Genomic DNA, 16,037 nt, shown 5'->3' on the forward strand with positions numbered 1-16,037 from the left:
GTTTAATCCTGCGCCGAAAGACGGATATGCATCAGGGCCTGAGACTTGCTGTCAACCACCAGGCTGGCGGAATAGGCGCGGTTTGATGTCAACGTGTTGAAATGAATCAGACGGTTACCCTGGAAAAGATCAATGCTGTCATCCACGGCAAACCGCTTTGACGCGCAGCCTTTGCAGGGAATGACCAGCAGGCTGCCACTGTCACGCTTCAGGTCATACCAGGAAAGGTAAATCGTCACTTCTTCATAGGTGTCGTAAGGCGACAGATCCACTGTTTCCGCCATTACACTGTTTACAATCGCTCCAGTAGCTAGCAGCCAAATCCCCAGTAACCGGTTCATATAATGTTTTATCATTCTTATGCCTCATTCCCGGTCAGGTGCAATCCGGTGCATTCACCACATCAAAGAAAAAATTGCCGGCCATGAACCGGGTTCCCATGGACTGGTTTGAAGTTGCGCCGCTGTTCATGGTCGTATTGGCATTCAGTTCAAACAGGTAATAGGAAAAATCTTTCAGGCTGGCGTTTTCAACCGGCCTTTCTCCCGTGTAGCGCATGGATGACGTGGGATTTGCGCCAGCAAAGGCGACGGCTGTCGGCATAACCGCATTGCAGGTTGCCCGGGCGCTGTTCATTTCCAGTTCACGGTTGCCGCCGTTGACTTCATCAACCTGGGTTTCCAGCTCACTGAGGGTCACCTGAAAGGCCTGACCCTGGAACTGGGCATTGCTGGCCATGCGTTCTTCCAGTGTTGCCATCCGTGCTGCCGTGATGCCGGCTATTGTCAGGATGGTGAGGAAGATCAGCGCACTCAGCATGGCCATGCCGTGTTGGTCGCTGCTCCGTGATGTTCTGAACCTGTTCCGGTCTTTTTTGTGCATCATGATGTTCAGTTCTTGACCGTTACGGTGGTGGTAAATAATTGTCGTGTAATTCCGTCGTTGGTGGTGATTGTTGGTGCGTCCAGCAGCAGGAATTGTTGCTGCGGGTTATCCGTGCTGGTCATGGCGCTGGCCAGTAATGCGATACGCACAGCACGCACGTTATCCCAGGCATTGGCATTCACCCGGTCGGCAGAAACGTACTGGTTGACGCTACCGTCATTGTCCGTATCCACACCGTAGAGCAGCTGAAGATTATCAATGCCGTCCACCAACCGTTGTGCGGTGCCAGTCCATGCACTGTTTGTATGGCTGTATGCACGGCAGGCCAGGGAAGGATAAGGGTTACCATTCGCCGCATCGGCCGGTTCAATCGTAAAGACTTCGGTGATTTGCTGGTTGGTAACATCGTTACCGGTACAGTCCGTGGCCGTGCCAGAGGTACCGGCAACCGGCCAGTACTGTACCGCCAGACGATCTGCATTATTGCCTGCGCCAACCGCGTTACAGGCGGCATCTGTCGTTGTTGGGATATTGCAGTCTGGTTCAGGGAAATGGCGTGGCGCGTTAACGTCACTCTCCGTATGACCGGCCATGCGAATACTGTTGGCGATGAAGCCCAGGCTGAATCGGCCGTTTTCCATGATATAGCCCAGGGATTCGTTAACCCCGAAGGTTTCCTTATTCGATATCATAATCTGGCTGACACCCAATAACAGCAGCAGACTGAGCGTACTGGCAATCAACAGCTCAACAACAGACAGTCCCTGCTGGTGATGAAATGATTGTTTTTGCGTGGCGGCTGTTGTCTGCATGATTAGGGCCTTATCAGTAAGGAGGTACTGAGACGTTGACCATTGTTCTCGCAGTTACGACACAACCAGTCGACGGTTAATGTGTAACTGCCGTTGGCCAATGCAGAGGTCACTTGTCCACTGTTCAGGTAGTCGGGGCTGCCGGATGAAAAGCCATTGAAGGGGCGTGGGCAGCTGGTTTCCCACAGATCCCAGGCCGCCATCTGTGTTGGTGTGCAGGCAGCAGCGTTGATTTTTGCACCGGGCGCGGGAAGGGGACTGAAGTAGTCAGAACAGACGGCTGCGGGACGGTTGCTGCAGTCGGGCGCATTCCCGGCAGTGACATAACGGGCATTCCCGGCCATGTCGTCCTGGTAAGCGGTGATGTTGCCCCGGATTCGTTCTGCCAGATCCTGTACCAGCCAGGTGGCATGGGAGCGCTGAACCCCATCCTGGTTGCCGCGCACCGCCGTAATCTGTAATGCCGCCATGCCGAGCAGGCCGATGGTCATGATCACAATGGTGATCAGCACTTCAACCATGCCGACGCCACGGTGCCTGTTGATGCTGGTTTGGCGCAAGGGTATCGACATGGCTTCAGCATCCTTCCGCTGGATTGATTCTTTGTGTGGTAAGGCGACCTGTTGCCGAGAGGGTCAGGCAACGGGCGCGATCGCCTGTGGCGGAGAGGTCATTGGCTGATACAAGGAATGAGCTGGTCGCGTTACGGGTTGTACCATTGCCTTCGTAAACCAGGGCTGAGGTTGTTCTTGCGTCATAAGTGGTCGTGATAGTGACATCGTCGTCGGGGGCCGGAAACTGCTTCAGTGTGTCTCCGCTAACGACTGCAACTTCCCAGCCCGTACGCCAGTTTCCGGGCAAACCACCGAGCGGCCTGACAATAATGGCGGTATTACGTTTTACGGCTTCACTGCGGGCATACTGAACCGTACCGGCGAGCTCCATACCGGTACTTGAGACCTGTTCATTCAAAAGGAAATCATTAAACGACGGCGCCGCGATACCCAGCAGGATGCTCAATACCGCCAATGTGATCATGAGCTCAACGAGGGTGAAACCCCTGGCCTTGTGGTGTCTTGTGTTCTTGTTATCGCGCACGGGTTAGTCACGGTTTGTTAGTATTATCGGGTTTTCCATGAACCCGGCAGCTTACCTGAGGATGTTCCTTTCCAGCTGACCTGTTTACTGTGTTTGTAATGCCTATTTTTCCGAACTGACGGTGTACGTCGACGGGTAGGTAGATAACTGGCATTTTTTTGAGAATAAATGGTAGTTTTTGTCAGGTTTATGTCTATTGCGTCACGAAGAACTGTCAATGCGCCATCAGGGTAAAAGTGTTGTCCTTGTAGGCGTCAAAGCCATACATCAAAACCAGTTCAGGTTCAGCGGGTATGCCACGATGCGCTTACCGCTACCAGGACTATGGTCTGATATCCCTGAAGGTGTGAGATATCTCCTACAGCATGTTGGGCATTTTGCGTCTTACTGTCGTTTATTTGACGGGGTTAGTATGAAGCCATGGATGAGGCGCACAGGATGTGTGGAGTAAGGAAGCTCATCAGGGACATGGAGTATCGCGCAGGGAAGTGCTGGCGCAGGACGTGCCACACGGAAGTAGCTGGAAGTATTCATGGAATGAATACAGCACAGGATGTGCGGAGACAAGGGGCATGCAGGGAAGCACGGTCCTTTTTCTTTTTATCTTTTTATTTGTCACCCAGTCAGAGATTTCTCTTCATTTCTTCATAGGCAATCACTGTTTAACAGGCACGTAAACAGCTGTGCATGAATACTTTAATTTTCACTATACGTCTTCGGTTAGTTCTTCCATATTTTTCTTTTAAAGGTTAACGCCTTGTCTTGCAAAAAGCGTATTTCCGCATGAATGCTGCGAATTTCTTCCCAGTTCTGTCGCGCCATCTCCTGCTCTTCATCGGACATTTTGGGAATGGGCAATTTCTTGATATCCCGGGTTTGCAGCAAGGGGACGGAAGCCCCTGAGCGTAGTTGCTGAAGGATTGTCTGGCCGGCGGAGGAACTGAGGTATTGGAACAGGACCACTGGGTCTTTAATCCAGGTACCTCTCTTTAGTCGTATAATCTGGAAGGACTGGCTGGCAATCCAGTTGTTGCCACATATGGTTGGCACCAGGCCAACTTTGCCGGTATGTCCCTTGATAACCAGCAGAATATCGCCTGGCTTGAGGCGCTGCTGAATCGCGCGTTCCCGGTATTCATTCACGATGACAGGTTTACCCGCCTGTTCAACGACTCCTTCTGCACTGATATCTGAAACCATGACTTCCAGAAACTGATCGCCATTGAGCATATTGTCAGATTTAACGGACTGGCCGCGAATTAAATCAGCTAGTTCTGACAAAGGTACGGTTTCACTGGATGCTGCTTTTAATCGTTTTGGTGGCGCTTTGGTAAGATAGCGATCAACTTGCATGTTGTAGTCGTTTTCAACCAGCTCTTCATACGAAACCAGACGTGAATGAGCGGTGATTTCTTGTTCTTCTATCTGTTGGTGAATGACATCCAGATTACGAAGGGTCGTGGGCTGGGGATAAATCTGGTTTCGTTTGGTGTGTGCGCGGAAATAGGCTGTCGATGCGTCGAAAATCATGATGTCCTGATGCTGCTGTTGTTTATCAAGAATCATCAGGCAAGGCGTGTCCCGATAAGGTGCAAGGGACGATGAAGGGAGGCGGATAACCGCCTTGATCAGACCTTCTTCCACTAATTGCTTTTTAAAACGCCACTCTTTACCCGCTGTTCGTTGCAGGATTGATTCAGTCACAACTGCGACGGTTTGCTTACGGCACTGGGCAAGTAAATGGCGGATATGGATAACATCACCGTACAGAGGTTGCTCAGGAAAGCGACCGTAGAGATCGTTAATGCGCTTGATATTGTAACGTTGCTTTGACGGTGGACAGGCAAAACAGTAATCAAATTGTACTAAAGCGCCGGGTTTCAACCAGGAAGGGCTGAAAACGGGATGGCTAACACGGTGTTCAATAGCCTGGTCAGACAGGAGGTTGGTGATATAAGGCAAAGGGCTTGCCAGGGGCAATTCGGTATACACATTCTGCTGCTCGGCTGCGAGCCGCTGTGCCAGCGACAAAGTGCCATTAAATGGACAGTAGCAGGCTGAGTTTTTTTCAGGTGCCAGCAAAAGCGTCATTAATTCGGCAATATCGTCGGGGAGTGTCCAGAACGGGGTCTGTGTGCCTGCGCGGTTAATCAATTGTTGCAGCGTGTGCGGTATTTCCGGGTAAATAATGAGTTCCGCCTGCAGTGCTTTATTCAGATTGCTGATCAGCGTATCAATCTTGTTTTTGGGAATACTCTGCAGGCAGGAAAAGCTGAATATCTCCGGATGGCAGGCGGGATCATCCAAGGCTGACAGGCGAGCCAGCTTGTCTCTGACGGTTGCGGGTTGTAAGTCAAGTATTGAGAGAGAGGATGGCAACTGGTGCTTTTTCTCAAGCCAGGCCCAGGCGATGAGTTGACCCAGTAGCAACAGCTGGTCGCAATACCAGATTTCATCCCTGTCGTTATCATCGATCATTCGCAAGATAACGTCTGTGCTCATGGATGGCCTCCTGCCATTTTCCTTGAACGCCCCGATTTTCTTTGCCCTGTTTTTACCCCTGGATGGGCTTTTTCCTCTCAGGGCTCCCAGATTGCCTGTTTTTGCTTATTTCCGTATTTTACTGATTTTCCCTTCTGGGGTTTTTTGAGCGTTTTTTCGTAATCACCAACAAGGAAAAGTTATCAGCTTACTATAACTTTAATAACAACCTGATTTAAAACTCAAGGATAAAAAATAATAGTAAATCGCTGATTAATATAATAGGTGTTTGATCGTCGTACAGTGGAAACTATTTTGACGAATACTGCCTGATGGATATTCGTGACCCTGTGGAGAGTCAAATAAAACTGCCCACAATTCGAAGAGCATCAACAGTGATATTTGACGGTGAAAAAGGGGATGTTCACAGTTGTACGGCGTGTGTTGAATGCATCTTTTGCTGTGAAATCGACTGTTAGCGGAGTGTGTTCGCAGTCAATCATCTGACGAATCCAGAGACATTACTGTGTACTCTTAATAAGCCTGGTCCTTAATGACTGGTGAGAGGGTTTTTCACTGAGAGCCTTTAACCGGTGGTGGCTCGTGATTAAAACGATAAGATTGAATAGGTTATATTCGTAATTTCATGGAATGATTGAAGTGTAGACAAGGCATAATCAGCGTTAATAATCAGTTAAAACTGTTGGCAAGCGTTCCCATCGTTAATGCCCAGCCATCCACAAGAACAAACAGCATCAACTTAAACGGCAGAGAAATCATCTGGGGAGACAGCATGATCATCCCCATGGCCATGAGTACGCTGGCAACCACCAGGTCAATCACCAGAAAGGGAATAAACAGGATAAAGCCGATTTGAAAGGCTGTTTTCAGTTCACTGGTTATAAAAGAAGGAATCAGTACTGAAAAAGGGACATCCGTTGGGCTGGCCAGGTTTTCCACGCGGGCAATGGCCAGAAATTGTTCCAGATCCGTTTCACGTGTGTTATTGAGCATAAAACTCTGAATCGGTACTGATGCCAGTTTGACTGCTTCCTGCAGTGTCACCTTTTCACCGAGATAAGGTGTGATCGCCGAAGCGTAGATGTCCTGAAACAGTGGCATCATAATCAGCAGGGTCAGCGCCAGCGCCATACCGATCAAAACGCGGTTAGGTGGTGTTTGCTGTAATCCCAACGCTTGTCGGAGAATCGCCAGAACCACAATGATGCGCGTAAAACTGGTCAACATCAGCAGAGCAGCCGGCAGGAAGCTGATCGCTGTCATCAACAGGAGAACTTGCAGGCTGACGCTGTATTCCCTGTTGTCGCCGCTTTCTGTCACGGTAAGAACGGACATTCCCTGGGGATCAGCCCATCCGGTCAAAGGGGTGAGCGCCATAAAGCATACGACGCAGGCATAAAGCCGGGACAGTGTCCGGTTCACGGATCATCTCCTGTTCTGGCTTGTTGCTGTGAAGGTTTTATGGCGAGAGAAAAGAGGGTGGCAAAATCCCTGGTATCTTTTTCCGTGTTATTCACAACAGGCGAATCAAACACATGCAGGCAGTTAGCCTGTTGGTTTGACACACTGATCAGTAGCTGTTTATCCCCAGCCTCAACGAGACAAAGCCGAACCTGTCCGGAGACCGGTGTTGATGAGAGGACTTTTACCGGACCTTTGTTGTTTACACTGTGTAGATTGAAGCGTTTAGCCAGCAAGCCGAAACCAATAATCATTCCGACGATCAGCAGTAACGGCAATCCAATCTGAACCAGGTAACCGGTTGCACTTTTTGAAGTTTCCTGTGCTGCCTGTGCCATGCCTGTTAACAACGGAAGCAACGGCATCAGCAGATAACGTGCATTATTCATGGTTATCAGGACAGTTTCTTAAGCCGTTCGGATTCGCTGACAACATCAATCAGCCGGATGCCATAGCGATCATTGATTACCACGACTTCAGCAAACGCAATCAGGGTGCCGTTGACTTTTACGTCCAGTGGTTCTGATGCTTCCTTTTCCAAAGCCACCACGGAACCTTTGTTCAGCTTGAGCAGATCCCCCAGGTTAATGGTTGTACTGCCCAGTTCCAGTGACAGGGTGACAGGGATATCCAGGATAAGACCCAGGTCGGGTCTGGCATCATCACCACTGCCACCTTCATCGCTGCCATTATCACCGACGATGTCCTCCACGCTGACGGTATCGGACTTCGCCTCAGGGTTATCACTGGCGCCACCTTCCGGTTCGGTGCTGGTGGTTTCATCCTTGTTTTCTTCGTCGCTCATCCTTGGTCTCACTCATGTCGCTGAGGGCGAATTGCTTTGCCTGAGGTTTATTCGCTTTTTTCTTTTTGCTGCCGGATTCGTTGCATGATTTTTAAGGCCATGTTGCTGTCTATGGTACAGACTGATGCTTTCAGGCAGGGAACGCCTGCTACCTTGACCGTGACCTGGCGGGGCATTTCTGCCTTGATGACATCACCCGCCTGAAGATCAAGCACTTCCTTTAATGACAGGGGTACCTGGCAGAGTGTGGCACTCATGTCGACAGGCGCCTGCATGATGTTTTCCTGTAAAGTGGTCTTCCACTTGGGGTCCTGCGAGGTGTTGTTGTAAGAATGGATTTTTTCCCGAATCGGTTCCAGTGCGCGATAGGGGAGCACCACTTCCATCTGCCCTTCAATATCGGCAATCTTGACGGTAAAGCGGCTGATGATAATCAGCTCTGAATCGTTGTAGAAAAAATGCGACACCGGTGTTGAACTGGTGTCCAGTTCCCGAATCTTGAACGGGAGAATGGTTTCCCAGACTTCCTGGAGGTTTTCCAGGGCGGCATCCAGAAAACGGTGGAGCATCCTTTTTTCAGTAGGTGACATTTCCCGTTCATCCTCTGAACTCAGGATGTCACCACTACCACCAAAGAACAGATCAATCAGTGCTGTGATCATGGATCGGTCAATTTTGACGAATCCATTAAATTTCAACGTGGTTACCTTGAAGGCATGAAGGCTGGCTGCTTCTTTGGTATCAAGCGAATAAGTGCCGAATTTCATGGAAACGACGGAACCAAAAGTCACTTCCGCTTTATGACGAAACAGATTGTAAAGGCTGAAACGAAGCTGCTGGGCAAAGCGCCGATACAACACTTCCAGTGTCGGCTGCATGTCCAGAATTTTGTAATCAGGATTAGTGAGATCGAAATGTTTGATATCAGCAAAGTCGGAGTCTGTCTGAATCCGTTTGCTGTCCCAATCAATATTCCTGAGCTGTTCAAGTGCTTCCCTGGACTTCGAGGTTTTCACGGTGCCTCCTGCGACGCGATGAACCGTCTTTGTTTTATGCAGTCTGACTACCTGAATAAACTGACTATAAATCGATCACCAGTATCTAACAATATTAGCCTACCTTCCCGACAATGAGGATTTCTCTGTTATCCGGTATTTCATTAAACGACAACACGTTTAAACCATTGGTACAGACGCGCGCATATTTGGCCAGCATGGGGCGCAAAACGGGTGAAACAATCATGATAGGTTGACGTCCTTCAGACTGTAATTGTCGTGTTATTTCCGGAAGGTTGCTTTGTAACTGGGTGTTCAAATTAGGTTCCAGGGGAATGGCATCCGGTGCGTATTGCCCTGATTGCTGTGCCTGTTGGTGAGCATTCAATAAGAGCTGTTCCAGTTTTTCATCCAGGGTGACCACGGGAAGTTCAGTCCCTGTTCCAAGCAGATTCTGAACGATGCTGCGTTTCAAGGCTTCACGCACTTTGCTGGCCAGTAACAGTGCATCTGTCGTCTGATCGGCATTTTCAACCAATGTGTTGGCGATGGTGCGTAAGTCAGAGATCTGGACTTTGTCCATCAACAGTTCTTTGAGTACGCGCTGCAGCTGACTGACTGATAATTTTTTGGGTGTGAGTTCTTCTGAAAGTTTCGGAGAAAGCTGGGTCAGCTTTTCAATCAACTGTTCTGTTTCATCATGCCCGAGCAATTCATAGGCATGTTCTTCAACCACCTTGCTGATATGTGTAGCAACCACCGTTGAGGCATCGACGACGGTGTACCCAAGGCTGACCCCCTGATCCTGCATTTCACTGGTGATCCAGACGGCATCCAACCCGTAAGCAGGATCTTTGACGACTCTTCCTTCCAAATCGCCGTAGACCTGGCCGGGATTGATTGCCAGAAACTTATCAGCCTCCACTTCACCTTCCGCCACACTGACACCCATCAGGGTGATGTTGTATGTATTGGCCTTGAGCGACAGGTTATCCCGGATATGCACGCTGGGTACAAGAAAGCCAAGCTTGGCGGAAAGCGTTTTTCGAATCCCTTTAATCTGGTTGAGCATTTGCCCGCCTTGTTGTTTATCAACCATGGGAATCAGTCGATAGCCAACTTCAAGACCGAGCGGGTCTACAGCGGGTACGTCATCCCAGGACAGCGGCTGGTCACTGGTATCAGGCTGTTCGGCAGGTTCAATCTCCGGTTTTTTCTCATCGTCATCATCCGACAGGTGTTGTCGGTATAACCAGTAAGCAATACCGCCGACAGCCAGTCCCAGTCCGACAAAGGCCAGGTGTGGCATGCCGGGCACCAGTCCAATGGTTATCAGGATTATCGCGGTTACAGACAACGCGCGAGGGGATGAAAAAAGCTGTTCACTGATCTGCTCTCCGACATCGGCAGATTCAGAGACACGGGTAACAATAATTGCCGCAGCCGTTGAGAGTAACAGGGAAGGAATTTGTGCCACCAGACCATCACCAATGGTCAGCAAGGCAAAGATGGTAAATGCATCCCCGAAACTGAGATCGTGTTTCAGGGTACCGATTAATATTCCACCGATAATGTTGATGGCAAGAATCAGCAAACCTGCCATGGCGTCACCACGAACGAACTTACTGGCACCGTCCATGGAACCGTAGAAGTCAGCTTCCCGGGTCACCTGGCTGCGGCGTTCCAGTGCCTGCTTCTGATCAATGAGGCCGGCGTTGAGGTCAGCGTCAATCGCCATCTGTTTACCGGGCAATGCATCCAACGTGAAACGGGCGGATACTTCCGATATACGTCCGGCGCCTTTTGTGACAACCACAAAGTTAATAATGACCAGAATGGCAAACACCACCATACCGACCACGTAATTGTTGCCAACAACCACTTCACCAAATGACTGGATCACTTTCCCGGCAGCATCACCGCCCTGGTGCCCTTTCAGCAAAACGACCCGTGTGGATGCCACGTTGAGCGCCAGTCGCATGAGTGTGGCGACGAGCAGAATGGTGGGAAAAACAGCAAAGTCCAGTGGCCTTAAGGCATAAATACTGACCAGCAATACCAGCAATGATAACGCAATGTTAAACGTAAACAGCATATCCAGCAGAATAGGCGGCACTGGTAGTGTGACCATTGCCATCAGCACCAGCACCGCTAACGGGATGGCGATTTGTGCCTTGCCAAGCTTCAGCAGCTCCTGTGGCGTCAGAAGATTACCTAATCCCTTGTCCATGGTAATGCGTCAGTCCTTTAGTCGTTTTCTCCACCGGACACTCCCCGGTTGGCGTATTGCTGGAAATGTTCAGGTAAGTCAAAGTTGTCCGGTAATGGTGTCGGCTCCTGTCCCCGACCCGCCTTGAATTCCCGCAGGCGATAGACATACGCAAGAATCTGGGCGACAGCCTGGTAAAGATCCGAAGCTACTTCCTGATTAATCTTTGTTGTGAAATAAATGGCACGGGTCAGAGCCGGCGTGCGGACAATGGGGCGTTTGTGAAGCTGAGCCGCCTCAATAATAGTCTGGGCGATATCATCAACCCCCTTGGCCACGACGAAGGGGGCATCTGAACGTTTCTTGTCGTATTTCAACGCGACGGCAAAATGGGTCGGGTTGGTGATGATGACATCGGCTTCAGGTACTTCCTGCATCATACGGCGAGTGGCCACTTCCTGTTGCAGGTCGCGTACACGACTTTTGACTTCTGGTCGTCCTTCCGTTTCCTTGCTTTCATCTTTCAGTTCCTGCCGGGTCATTTTCAGCTTGCGGCGGTGTTCGCTGACCTGGAAGGGGACGTCAATGATGGCAATAACCGCCAGTGCGGCGGCAAAGCCCAGCAGGCTCCAGGTCACGATACCCAAACTTTCCCGGATTGCCATGGCGACCGGTTTCATACTCAACGTCAAAACATCTTTCATGACATTCGAGATGATCAGCCAGAGTGCCCCGGTCACCAGCACCACCTTGAGAATGGATTTAATGAGTTCAACCAGTGAACGGCGCGAGAACATCCGTTTCAATCCCTTGAGGATGCTCAGTCTTGAGAGTTGTGGCTGTAAGGGTTTGGCGGAGAATAACCACCCACCCAGTCCGAGTGAACTGGCAATGATGGCCAGCAGCATCAGACCAAAAACCGGCAGCAGGGTGCCGAATATCGTGATGAAGCTGTCTTTCAACCGGGAAGACATGGCGCCGGTATCCAGCAGACTGGCGCGGTCAACAGACAAGTTCTCGGAAAATACTGCCAGAAAGCGCTCACTGATCAGTTCACTGAAAACCAGCAGCCCGACACAGCTCCCCAGGAATAATCCGACGGTGACCAGTTCTCGTGAGCGGGGCGCTTCGCCTTTGTCGCGCGCGTCTTTGAGGCGTTTCTCCGAGGGCTCTTCGGTACGTTCCTGACCGTTGTCTTCATTCTCTGCCATCAGCCACCTCGCAGAAGAATGTCGAGCGCTTCGAGCGCCTCACCGGTGAGCTCAAGATAGAGTCCGGCGATGCCTGAAATCGTGATCATGAGGACCAGTACACCGGCCATCATGCTCATGGGAAAACCGAGAGAGAAAACATTGAGCTGAGGTGCTGCCCGGTTCATGACACCAAAAGCAATATTCACCAACAGCATCGCAGTGATGGCGGGCAGGGCAATGATCAGGGCGGCGCCCGTGGCCCAGCCCATCTGGTAGGTCAGGGTGTTGAGATCCAGCATGCCTGCGCCGATCGGGGCAACCGGCAGGGTTTCAAAGCTGTGAACCAGTACATTGATAACCACCAGGTGGCCATTCATGGCAAGGAACATCAGGCTGGTGAGTATCTGGAAGACCTGGCCGATAATCGGGATGCTGACGCCATTGATGGGGTCGTACATCATGGCCATACCAAGACCCATCTGCAGCGACACCATTTGGCCGGTCATGGCAAAAATAGCGTAATAGATGTGTAACAACATTCCGCCCATGAAGCCAATTAATAGTTGTTGCAGCAGAATACGAAGACTGTCGCCCGACAAGGGTTCTACCATGGGCATTGAAGGTAGAAGTGGTGCAATCAGAAACGTAATGGACAGTGCCAGAACCAACCGAATACGCATCGGCACCATGGCTGAGCCAATCAGCGGCATGACCATGAGCAGCGCGCCAATACGGAACAGCGGCCAGAGAAACTGGCCGAGCCAGGCGGTAATCTGTGCCGTGGTCAGTTCCATGTCAGAAGATCATCTCCGGAATAATGTCATAAAACCGTCGAAACAATTCCATGAACTCCCGCAGCAGCCAGTGGCCGCCCAGGGCGACGGTGATCAGGGTCACCAGCAGACGGGGAAGAAAGCTCAGGGTTTGTTCATTAATCTGTGTCGCGGCCTGGAAAATACTCACCAGCAATCCGACCAGCAGGCTGGGCAGAATAATGACCGAAACGAAAATCACGATCTGGTAAAGCGCATCCCTGAACAGGTCAACAACCATTTCCGGTGTCATGTGAAGACCTTCCTGATCTCTTGTTGCTTCCTTTATATAGGCGGTAAATGTTGTTTATTTCGATTGCTGACATAAGGCCGCCTTTTTATCGCATTCCCATTTATTCAATGTAGAAAAGACCACCATTAAATGACAGTGAACAAATGTTTATCGGAAAAATGGCAGGAAAAGTCATTTGTCTGACGTTTTAACTGACTGATTTTAAAAATAAAAAAATATCTTCGAGCCATTTAAGTTTCCGGATTTTTTTTCCGAGTAGATAAGTGACGGGCCGTGAAAAGCGGTCTGGGGGACAAAGCTGCTTTCTTGTGGGAGCAGTCCATCGGAAGTAAGTCCATTAGATGGAGACATAGACACATGAGCTTTACAGTAAATACCAACGTGTATTCGATGAACGCCCAGCGAAACCTGATGGCGACATCGGATGGCCTGAAGACGGCGATGCAGCGCCTGTCCTCCGGTCTGAAAATCAACAGTGCGGCGGACGATGCAGCGGGTCTGCAGATATCCAACCGTTTGAATTCACAGGCCCGGGGACTGACCGTCGCCATCAGCAACGCCAACAACGGGATCTCCCTGGCGCAGACTGCAGAAGGTGCGCTTCAGGAATCCACCAACATCCTCCAGCGGGTTCGGGAACTCTCCCTGCAGTCAGCCAACGGTTCCAACTCCGCCGCTGACCGCGCTGCCCTGCAGAAAGAGGTCACAGCCCTTCAGGATGAATTGACCCGGATTTCTGACACAACCACCTTCGGTGGACAGGTACTTCTGGATGGCTCTTATGGCACCCAGCAATTCCAGATCGGCGCGAATGCCGGCGAAATCCTGGGTATCACGCTGGAGGCTTCCGGTGCTGAAGATCTTGGTATTCGTCACACAACCAAGATTGATGCAACCAACTTTGCAGCGACCGAGGTGGTAGACCTGGACTATGACGCGGATGCCGGCGGAGCCGGGGCTGCGGTCGCGGTAAGCCACACTGTGGCAGCGGGCGATACGCTGGATGATATCGTTACCGGCCTGAGAGCCAGTGCGTCGGGTAATGCTGCCACCAGTGGTCTGACCATCTTTACGGATGGCGATAGCATTCATGTTGTCGCTGCAGACTCCGTCGGCACCATCGCTGACGGGGGTTCTGATATTGGTACGGCGGCCGGTTCTGCCCAGACGTTCGCCGCCAGTGCTGCGGAAAACGTGGCAGACCTGGATATCTCAACCGCTGAAGGCGCCCAGAAAGCCGTGGCGCTCATCGACGGCGCCCTGGCGGATGTGGATAACCAGCGTGCGGATCTGGGTGCGGTCCAGAACCGTCTGAGCACCACGATCTCCAACCTGAGCAACATCCGTGAAAACGTTTCGGCTTCCAGGAGCCGGATCATGGATACGGACTTTGCGGTGGAAACAGCGAACCTGGCGAAATACCAGGTGATGCAGCAGGCCGGTACAGCCATGTTGTCCCAGGCTAACGCCCAGACACAGAGTGTACTGTCACTGCTTCAGTAAAATTCGATCCGGTCGACAACTCTATAGGCAGGGGAAATATTCTCTTGCCTATAGTTTTTTTATGAGTGCGGTATTTTGACGTCAGAGGTCAGGGAAGGCCATGTTTACCCTTAATGGCATCAATTCAGGGCTGGATACCCAGTCCCTGATCAATAACCTGGTACAGGTTCAGCGTGCGCCGAAAGAGGCCCAGCTGATACGCCAGAGAAATGTCGATACCTTTGAACTGTCAGCGCTGGGACAGCTGCAGGGTTCCCTGAATGCGTTTGACAGCGTCGTCAATAACCTTTCAGACACCACCACGCTGATGCAGCGCCAGACGTCTGTCAGTAATGCCGATGTTCTGACCGCGACCGCTTCCGACTCGGCCGCCACCGGCCATTACTCCTTCACGGTCACGGCCCTGGCGACCAATCACCAGATGGCGACTGCCGGGTTTGACGCCGCGGATACGTTTGGTACCGGAACGCTGACCCTTTCCATGGCAGGCCAGGATCTGGACCTGACCCTGGACAGCAGCAATAACACGCTGTCGGGCATTCGCGACGCCATTAACAATGCCGATGACAATCCCGGTATTACCGCCTCTCTCATCAATTCAGGCAGCGATCAGCGTCTGCTGATTACCGGTGATGACACCGGCGTCGCCAATACGGTGACAGTGGATATTTCCGGCTTGACGATTGGCGGCGGGGATCAAACCCTGACCACAGGGCTGAATGACCTCCAGGCCGCGGCAGATGCACAAGTGACGATCGGGGACCCTGCCAATCCAGACAGCATCCAGGTCACCAGCAGCGACAATACCCTGGAAGACCTGATTGATGGCGTTACCCTGACGCTCAGGGAAGTGAATGCGAATCCTGTGTCGGTCACGATCAGCCAGGATGAGTCCGCCGCCGGGAATGCCATCCGGAATTTTGTCGCGGCCTACAATGGGCTGGTTATCACCTCCAACAATCTGACCAGTTATTCGGAAGAAGAGGGCGCCGCCGCACTCAATGGCGATGCCCAGGTGCGCATTCTCTCGGGTATTCTGCGCAGTTCAATGGGCGAAACCTATACCGTTGGCAACGATGATTTCAGCCTCGGGCAACTGGGCATTATCACTACCCAGCAGGGAACCCTGGAAATTGACGAAAGCAAGTTTACCAGTGCCGTTTCCAGCAATTTTGACAAGCTGCATGACTTTTTTACCGGTGAGACCGGATTGACCGCCGCCTTATCCGAAACCCTGGACAACTATGACAGCTCAACCGGTCTGATCAAGCAGCGTATGGATAGGCTTGAGGAAGGGCTTGTGGATATTGATACCGCCTTCCTTGATCTCGATGCCCAGATGGAAAAGGTAGAAAGTTACTGGCAGGCGCAGTTCCTGGCCATGGAAGAGGCCATGGGCCAGTTCAACAGTACAGCCAGTTACCTGACAACCGCACTGAACAATCTGAATAACATAAATAACAACAATAATAACTAGGACAATGCTGTAAAACTGTTGCCACAAGGAGG

Annotated in this window: 16 protein-coding genes; 2 read left to right on the plus strand and 14 right to left on the minus strand. The window is 51.2% G+C overall.

Features of this window, described 5'->3' with window-relative positions; translation table 11 throughout:
• Positions 1–2: 2 nt before the first annotated feature.
• The 14 genes from AC27K1_RS01570 to fliQ all read right to left on the minus strand — a co-directional run bounded on the left by AC27K1_RS01570 (position 3) and on the right by fliQ (position 13,025).
• Positions 3–356 carry a hypothetical protein gene (locus tag AC27K1_RS01570; RefSeq protein WP_487147784.1) on the minus strand — a complete coding sequence of 118 codons (354 nt, stop codon included), beginning with the start codon at positions 354–356 and terminating at the stop codon, positions 3–5.
• Between the two features lie 19 nt (positions 357–375).
• Positions 376–885: a pilus assembly PilX family protein gene (locus AC27K1_RS01575; RefSeq protein ID WP_487147785.1), complete on the minus strand. Its 510-nt coding sequence runs from the start codon at positions 883–885 to the stop codon at positions 376–378.
• 5 nt (positions 886–890) lie between these two features.
• Positions 891–1,697 (minus strand): PilW family protein, encoded by an 807-nt coding sequence (locus AC27K1_RS01580; RefSeq protein WP_487147786.1) that lies wholly within the window; start codon positions 1,695–1,697, stop codon positions 891–893.
• A 2-nt stretch (positions 1,698–1,699) separates the two neighbouring features.
• The gene (pilV, locus tag AC27K1_RS01585) at positions 1,700–2,269 is read right to left on the minus strand and encodes a type IV pilus modification protein PilV (RefSeq protein WP_487147787.1); all 570 of its coding nucleotides are present in this window, start codon (positions 2,267–2,269) and stop codon (positions 1,700–1,702) included.
• 4 nt (positions 2,270–2,273) lie between these two features.
• Positions 2,274–2,795, minus strand: coding sequence for a GspH/FimT family pseudopilin (locus AC27K1_RS01590; protein WP_487147788.1), 522 nt, complete (start codon positions 2,793–2,795; stop codon positions 2,274–2,276).
• A gap of 720 nt (positions 2,796–3,515) precedes the next feature.
• Positions 3,516–5,297, minus strand: coding sequence for a type I restriction-modification system subunit M/S (locus AC27K1_RS01595; RefSeq protein ID WP_487147790.1), 1,782 nt, complete (start codon positions 5,295–5,297; stop codon positions 3,516–3,518).
• 669 nt (positions 5,298–5,966) lie between these two features.
• Positions 5,967–6,674, minus strand: coding sequence for a flagellar type III secretion system pore protein FliP (gene fliP, locus AC27K1_RS01600; RefSeq protein ID WP_487147987.1), 708 nt, complete (start codon positions 6,672–6,674; stop codon positions 5,967–5,969).
• Positions 6,675–6,715: 41 nt separating this feature from the next.
• Positions 6,716–7,147, minus strand: a complete 432-nt coding sequence (locus tag AC27K1_RS01605; protein WP_487147792.1) for a FliO/MopB family protein — start codon at positions 7,145–7,147, stop codon at positions 6,716–6,718.
• Positions 7,148–7,152: 5 nt separating this feature from the next.
• Positions 7,153–7,563, minus strand: coding sequence for a flagellar motor switch protein FliN (gene fliN / locus AC27K1_RS01610; protein WP_487147794.1), 411 nt, complete (start codon positions 7,561–7,563; stop codon positions 7,153–7,155).
• Between the two features lie 47 nt (positions 7,564–7,610).
• Positions 7,611–8,579 (minus strand): flagellar motor switch protein FliM, encoded by a 969-nt coding sequence (locus AC27K1_RS01615; protein WP_487147795.1) that lies wholly within the window; start codon positions 8,577–8,579, stop codon positions 7,611–7,613.
• Positions 8,580–8,673: 94 nt separating this feature from the next.
• Entirely contained in the window at positions 8,674–10,788 is a 2,115-nt protein-coding gene (gene flhA, locus AC27K1_RS01620) for a flagellar biosynthesis protein FlhA (RefSeq protein WP_487147796.1), read from the minus strand.
• Positions 10,789–10,805: 17 nt separating this feature from the next.
• Positions 10,806–11,978 carry a flagellar biosynthesis protein FlhB gene (gene flhB / locus AC27K1_RS01625; RefSeq protein ID WP_487147798.1) on the minus strand — a complete coding sequence of 391 codons (1,173 nt, stop codon included), beginning with the start codon at positions 11,976–11,978 and terminating at the stop codon, positions 10,806–10,808.
• Positions 11,978–12,754 (minus strand): flagellar biosynthetic protein FliR, encoded by a 777-nt coding sequence (gene fliR, locus AC27K1_RS01630; RefSeq protein ID WP_487147800.1) that lies wholly within the window; start codon positions 12,752–12,754, stop codon positions 11,978–11,980. Before fliR ends, flhB begins: the two co-directional genes overlap by 1 nt.
• A gap of 1 nt (position 12,755) precedes the next feature.
• Positions 12,756–13,025 (minus strand): flagellar biosynthesis protein FliQ, encoded by a 270-nt coding sequence (gene fliQ / locus AC27K1_RS01635; protein WP_487147801.1) that lies wholly within the window; start codon positions 13,023–13,025, stop codon positions 12,756–12,758.
• Positions 13,026–13,382: 357 nt separating this feature from the next.
• Between fliQ and AC27K1_RS01640 the strand changes: the two genes are divergently transcribed.
• Together AC27K1_RS01640 and fliD are read left to right on the plus strand one after the other, a co-directional pair.
• Positions 13,383–14,528, plus strand: coding sequence for a flagellin (locus AC27K1_RS01640; protein WP_487147802.1), 1,146 nt, complete (start codon positions 13,383–13,385; stop codon positions 14,526–14,528).
• A 100-nt stretch (positions 14,529–14,628) separates the two neighbouring features.
• On the plus strand, positions 14,629–16,005 hold the full coding sequence (fliD, locus tag AC27K1_RS01645) for a flagellar filament capping protein FliD (RefSeq protein ID WP_487147803.1): 1,377 nt from the start codon (positions 14,629–14,631) through the stop codon (positions 16,003–16,005).
• The last annotated feature ends 32 nt before the right edge of the window (positions 16,006–16,037 follow it).

This window comes from Kistimonas ophiarachnellae, from assembly GCF_057552235.1.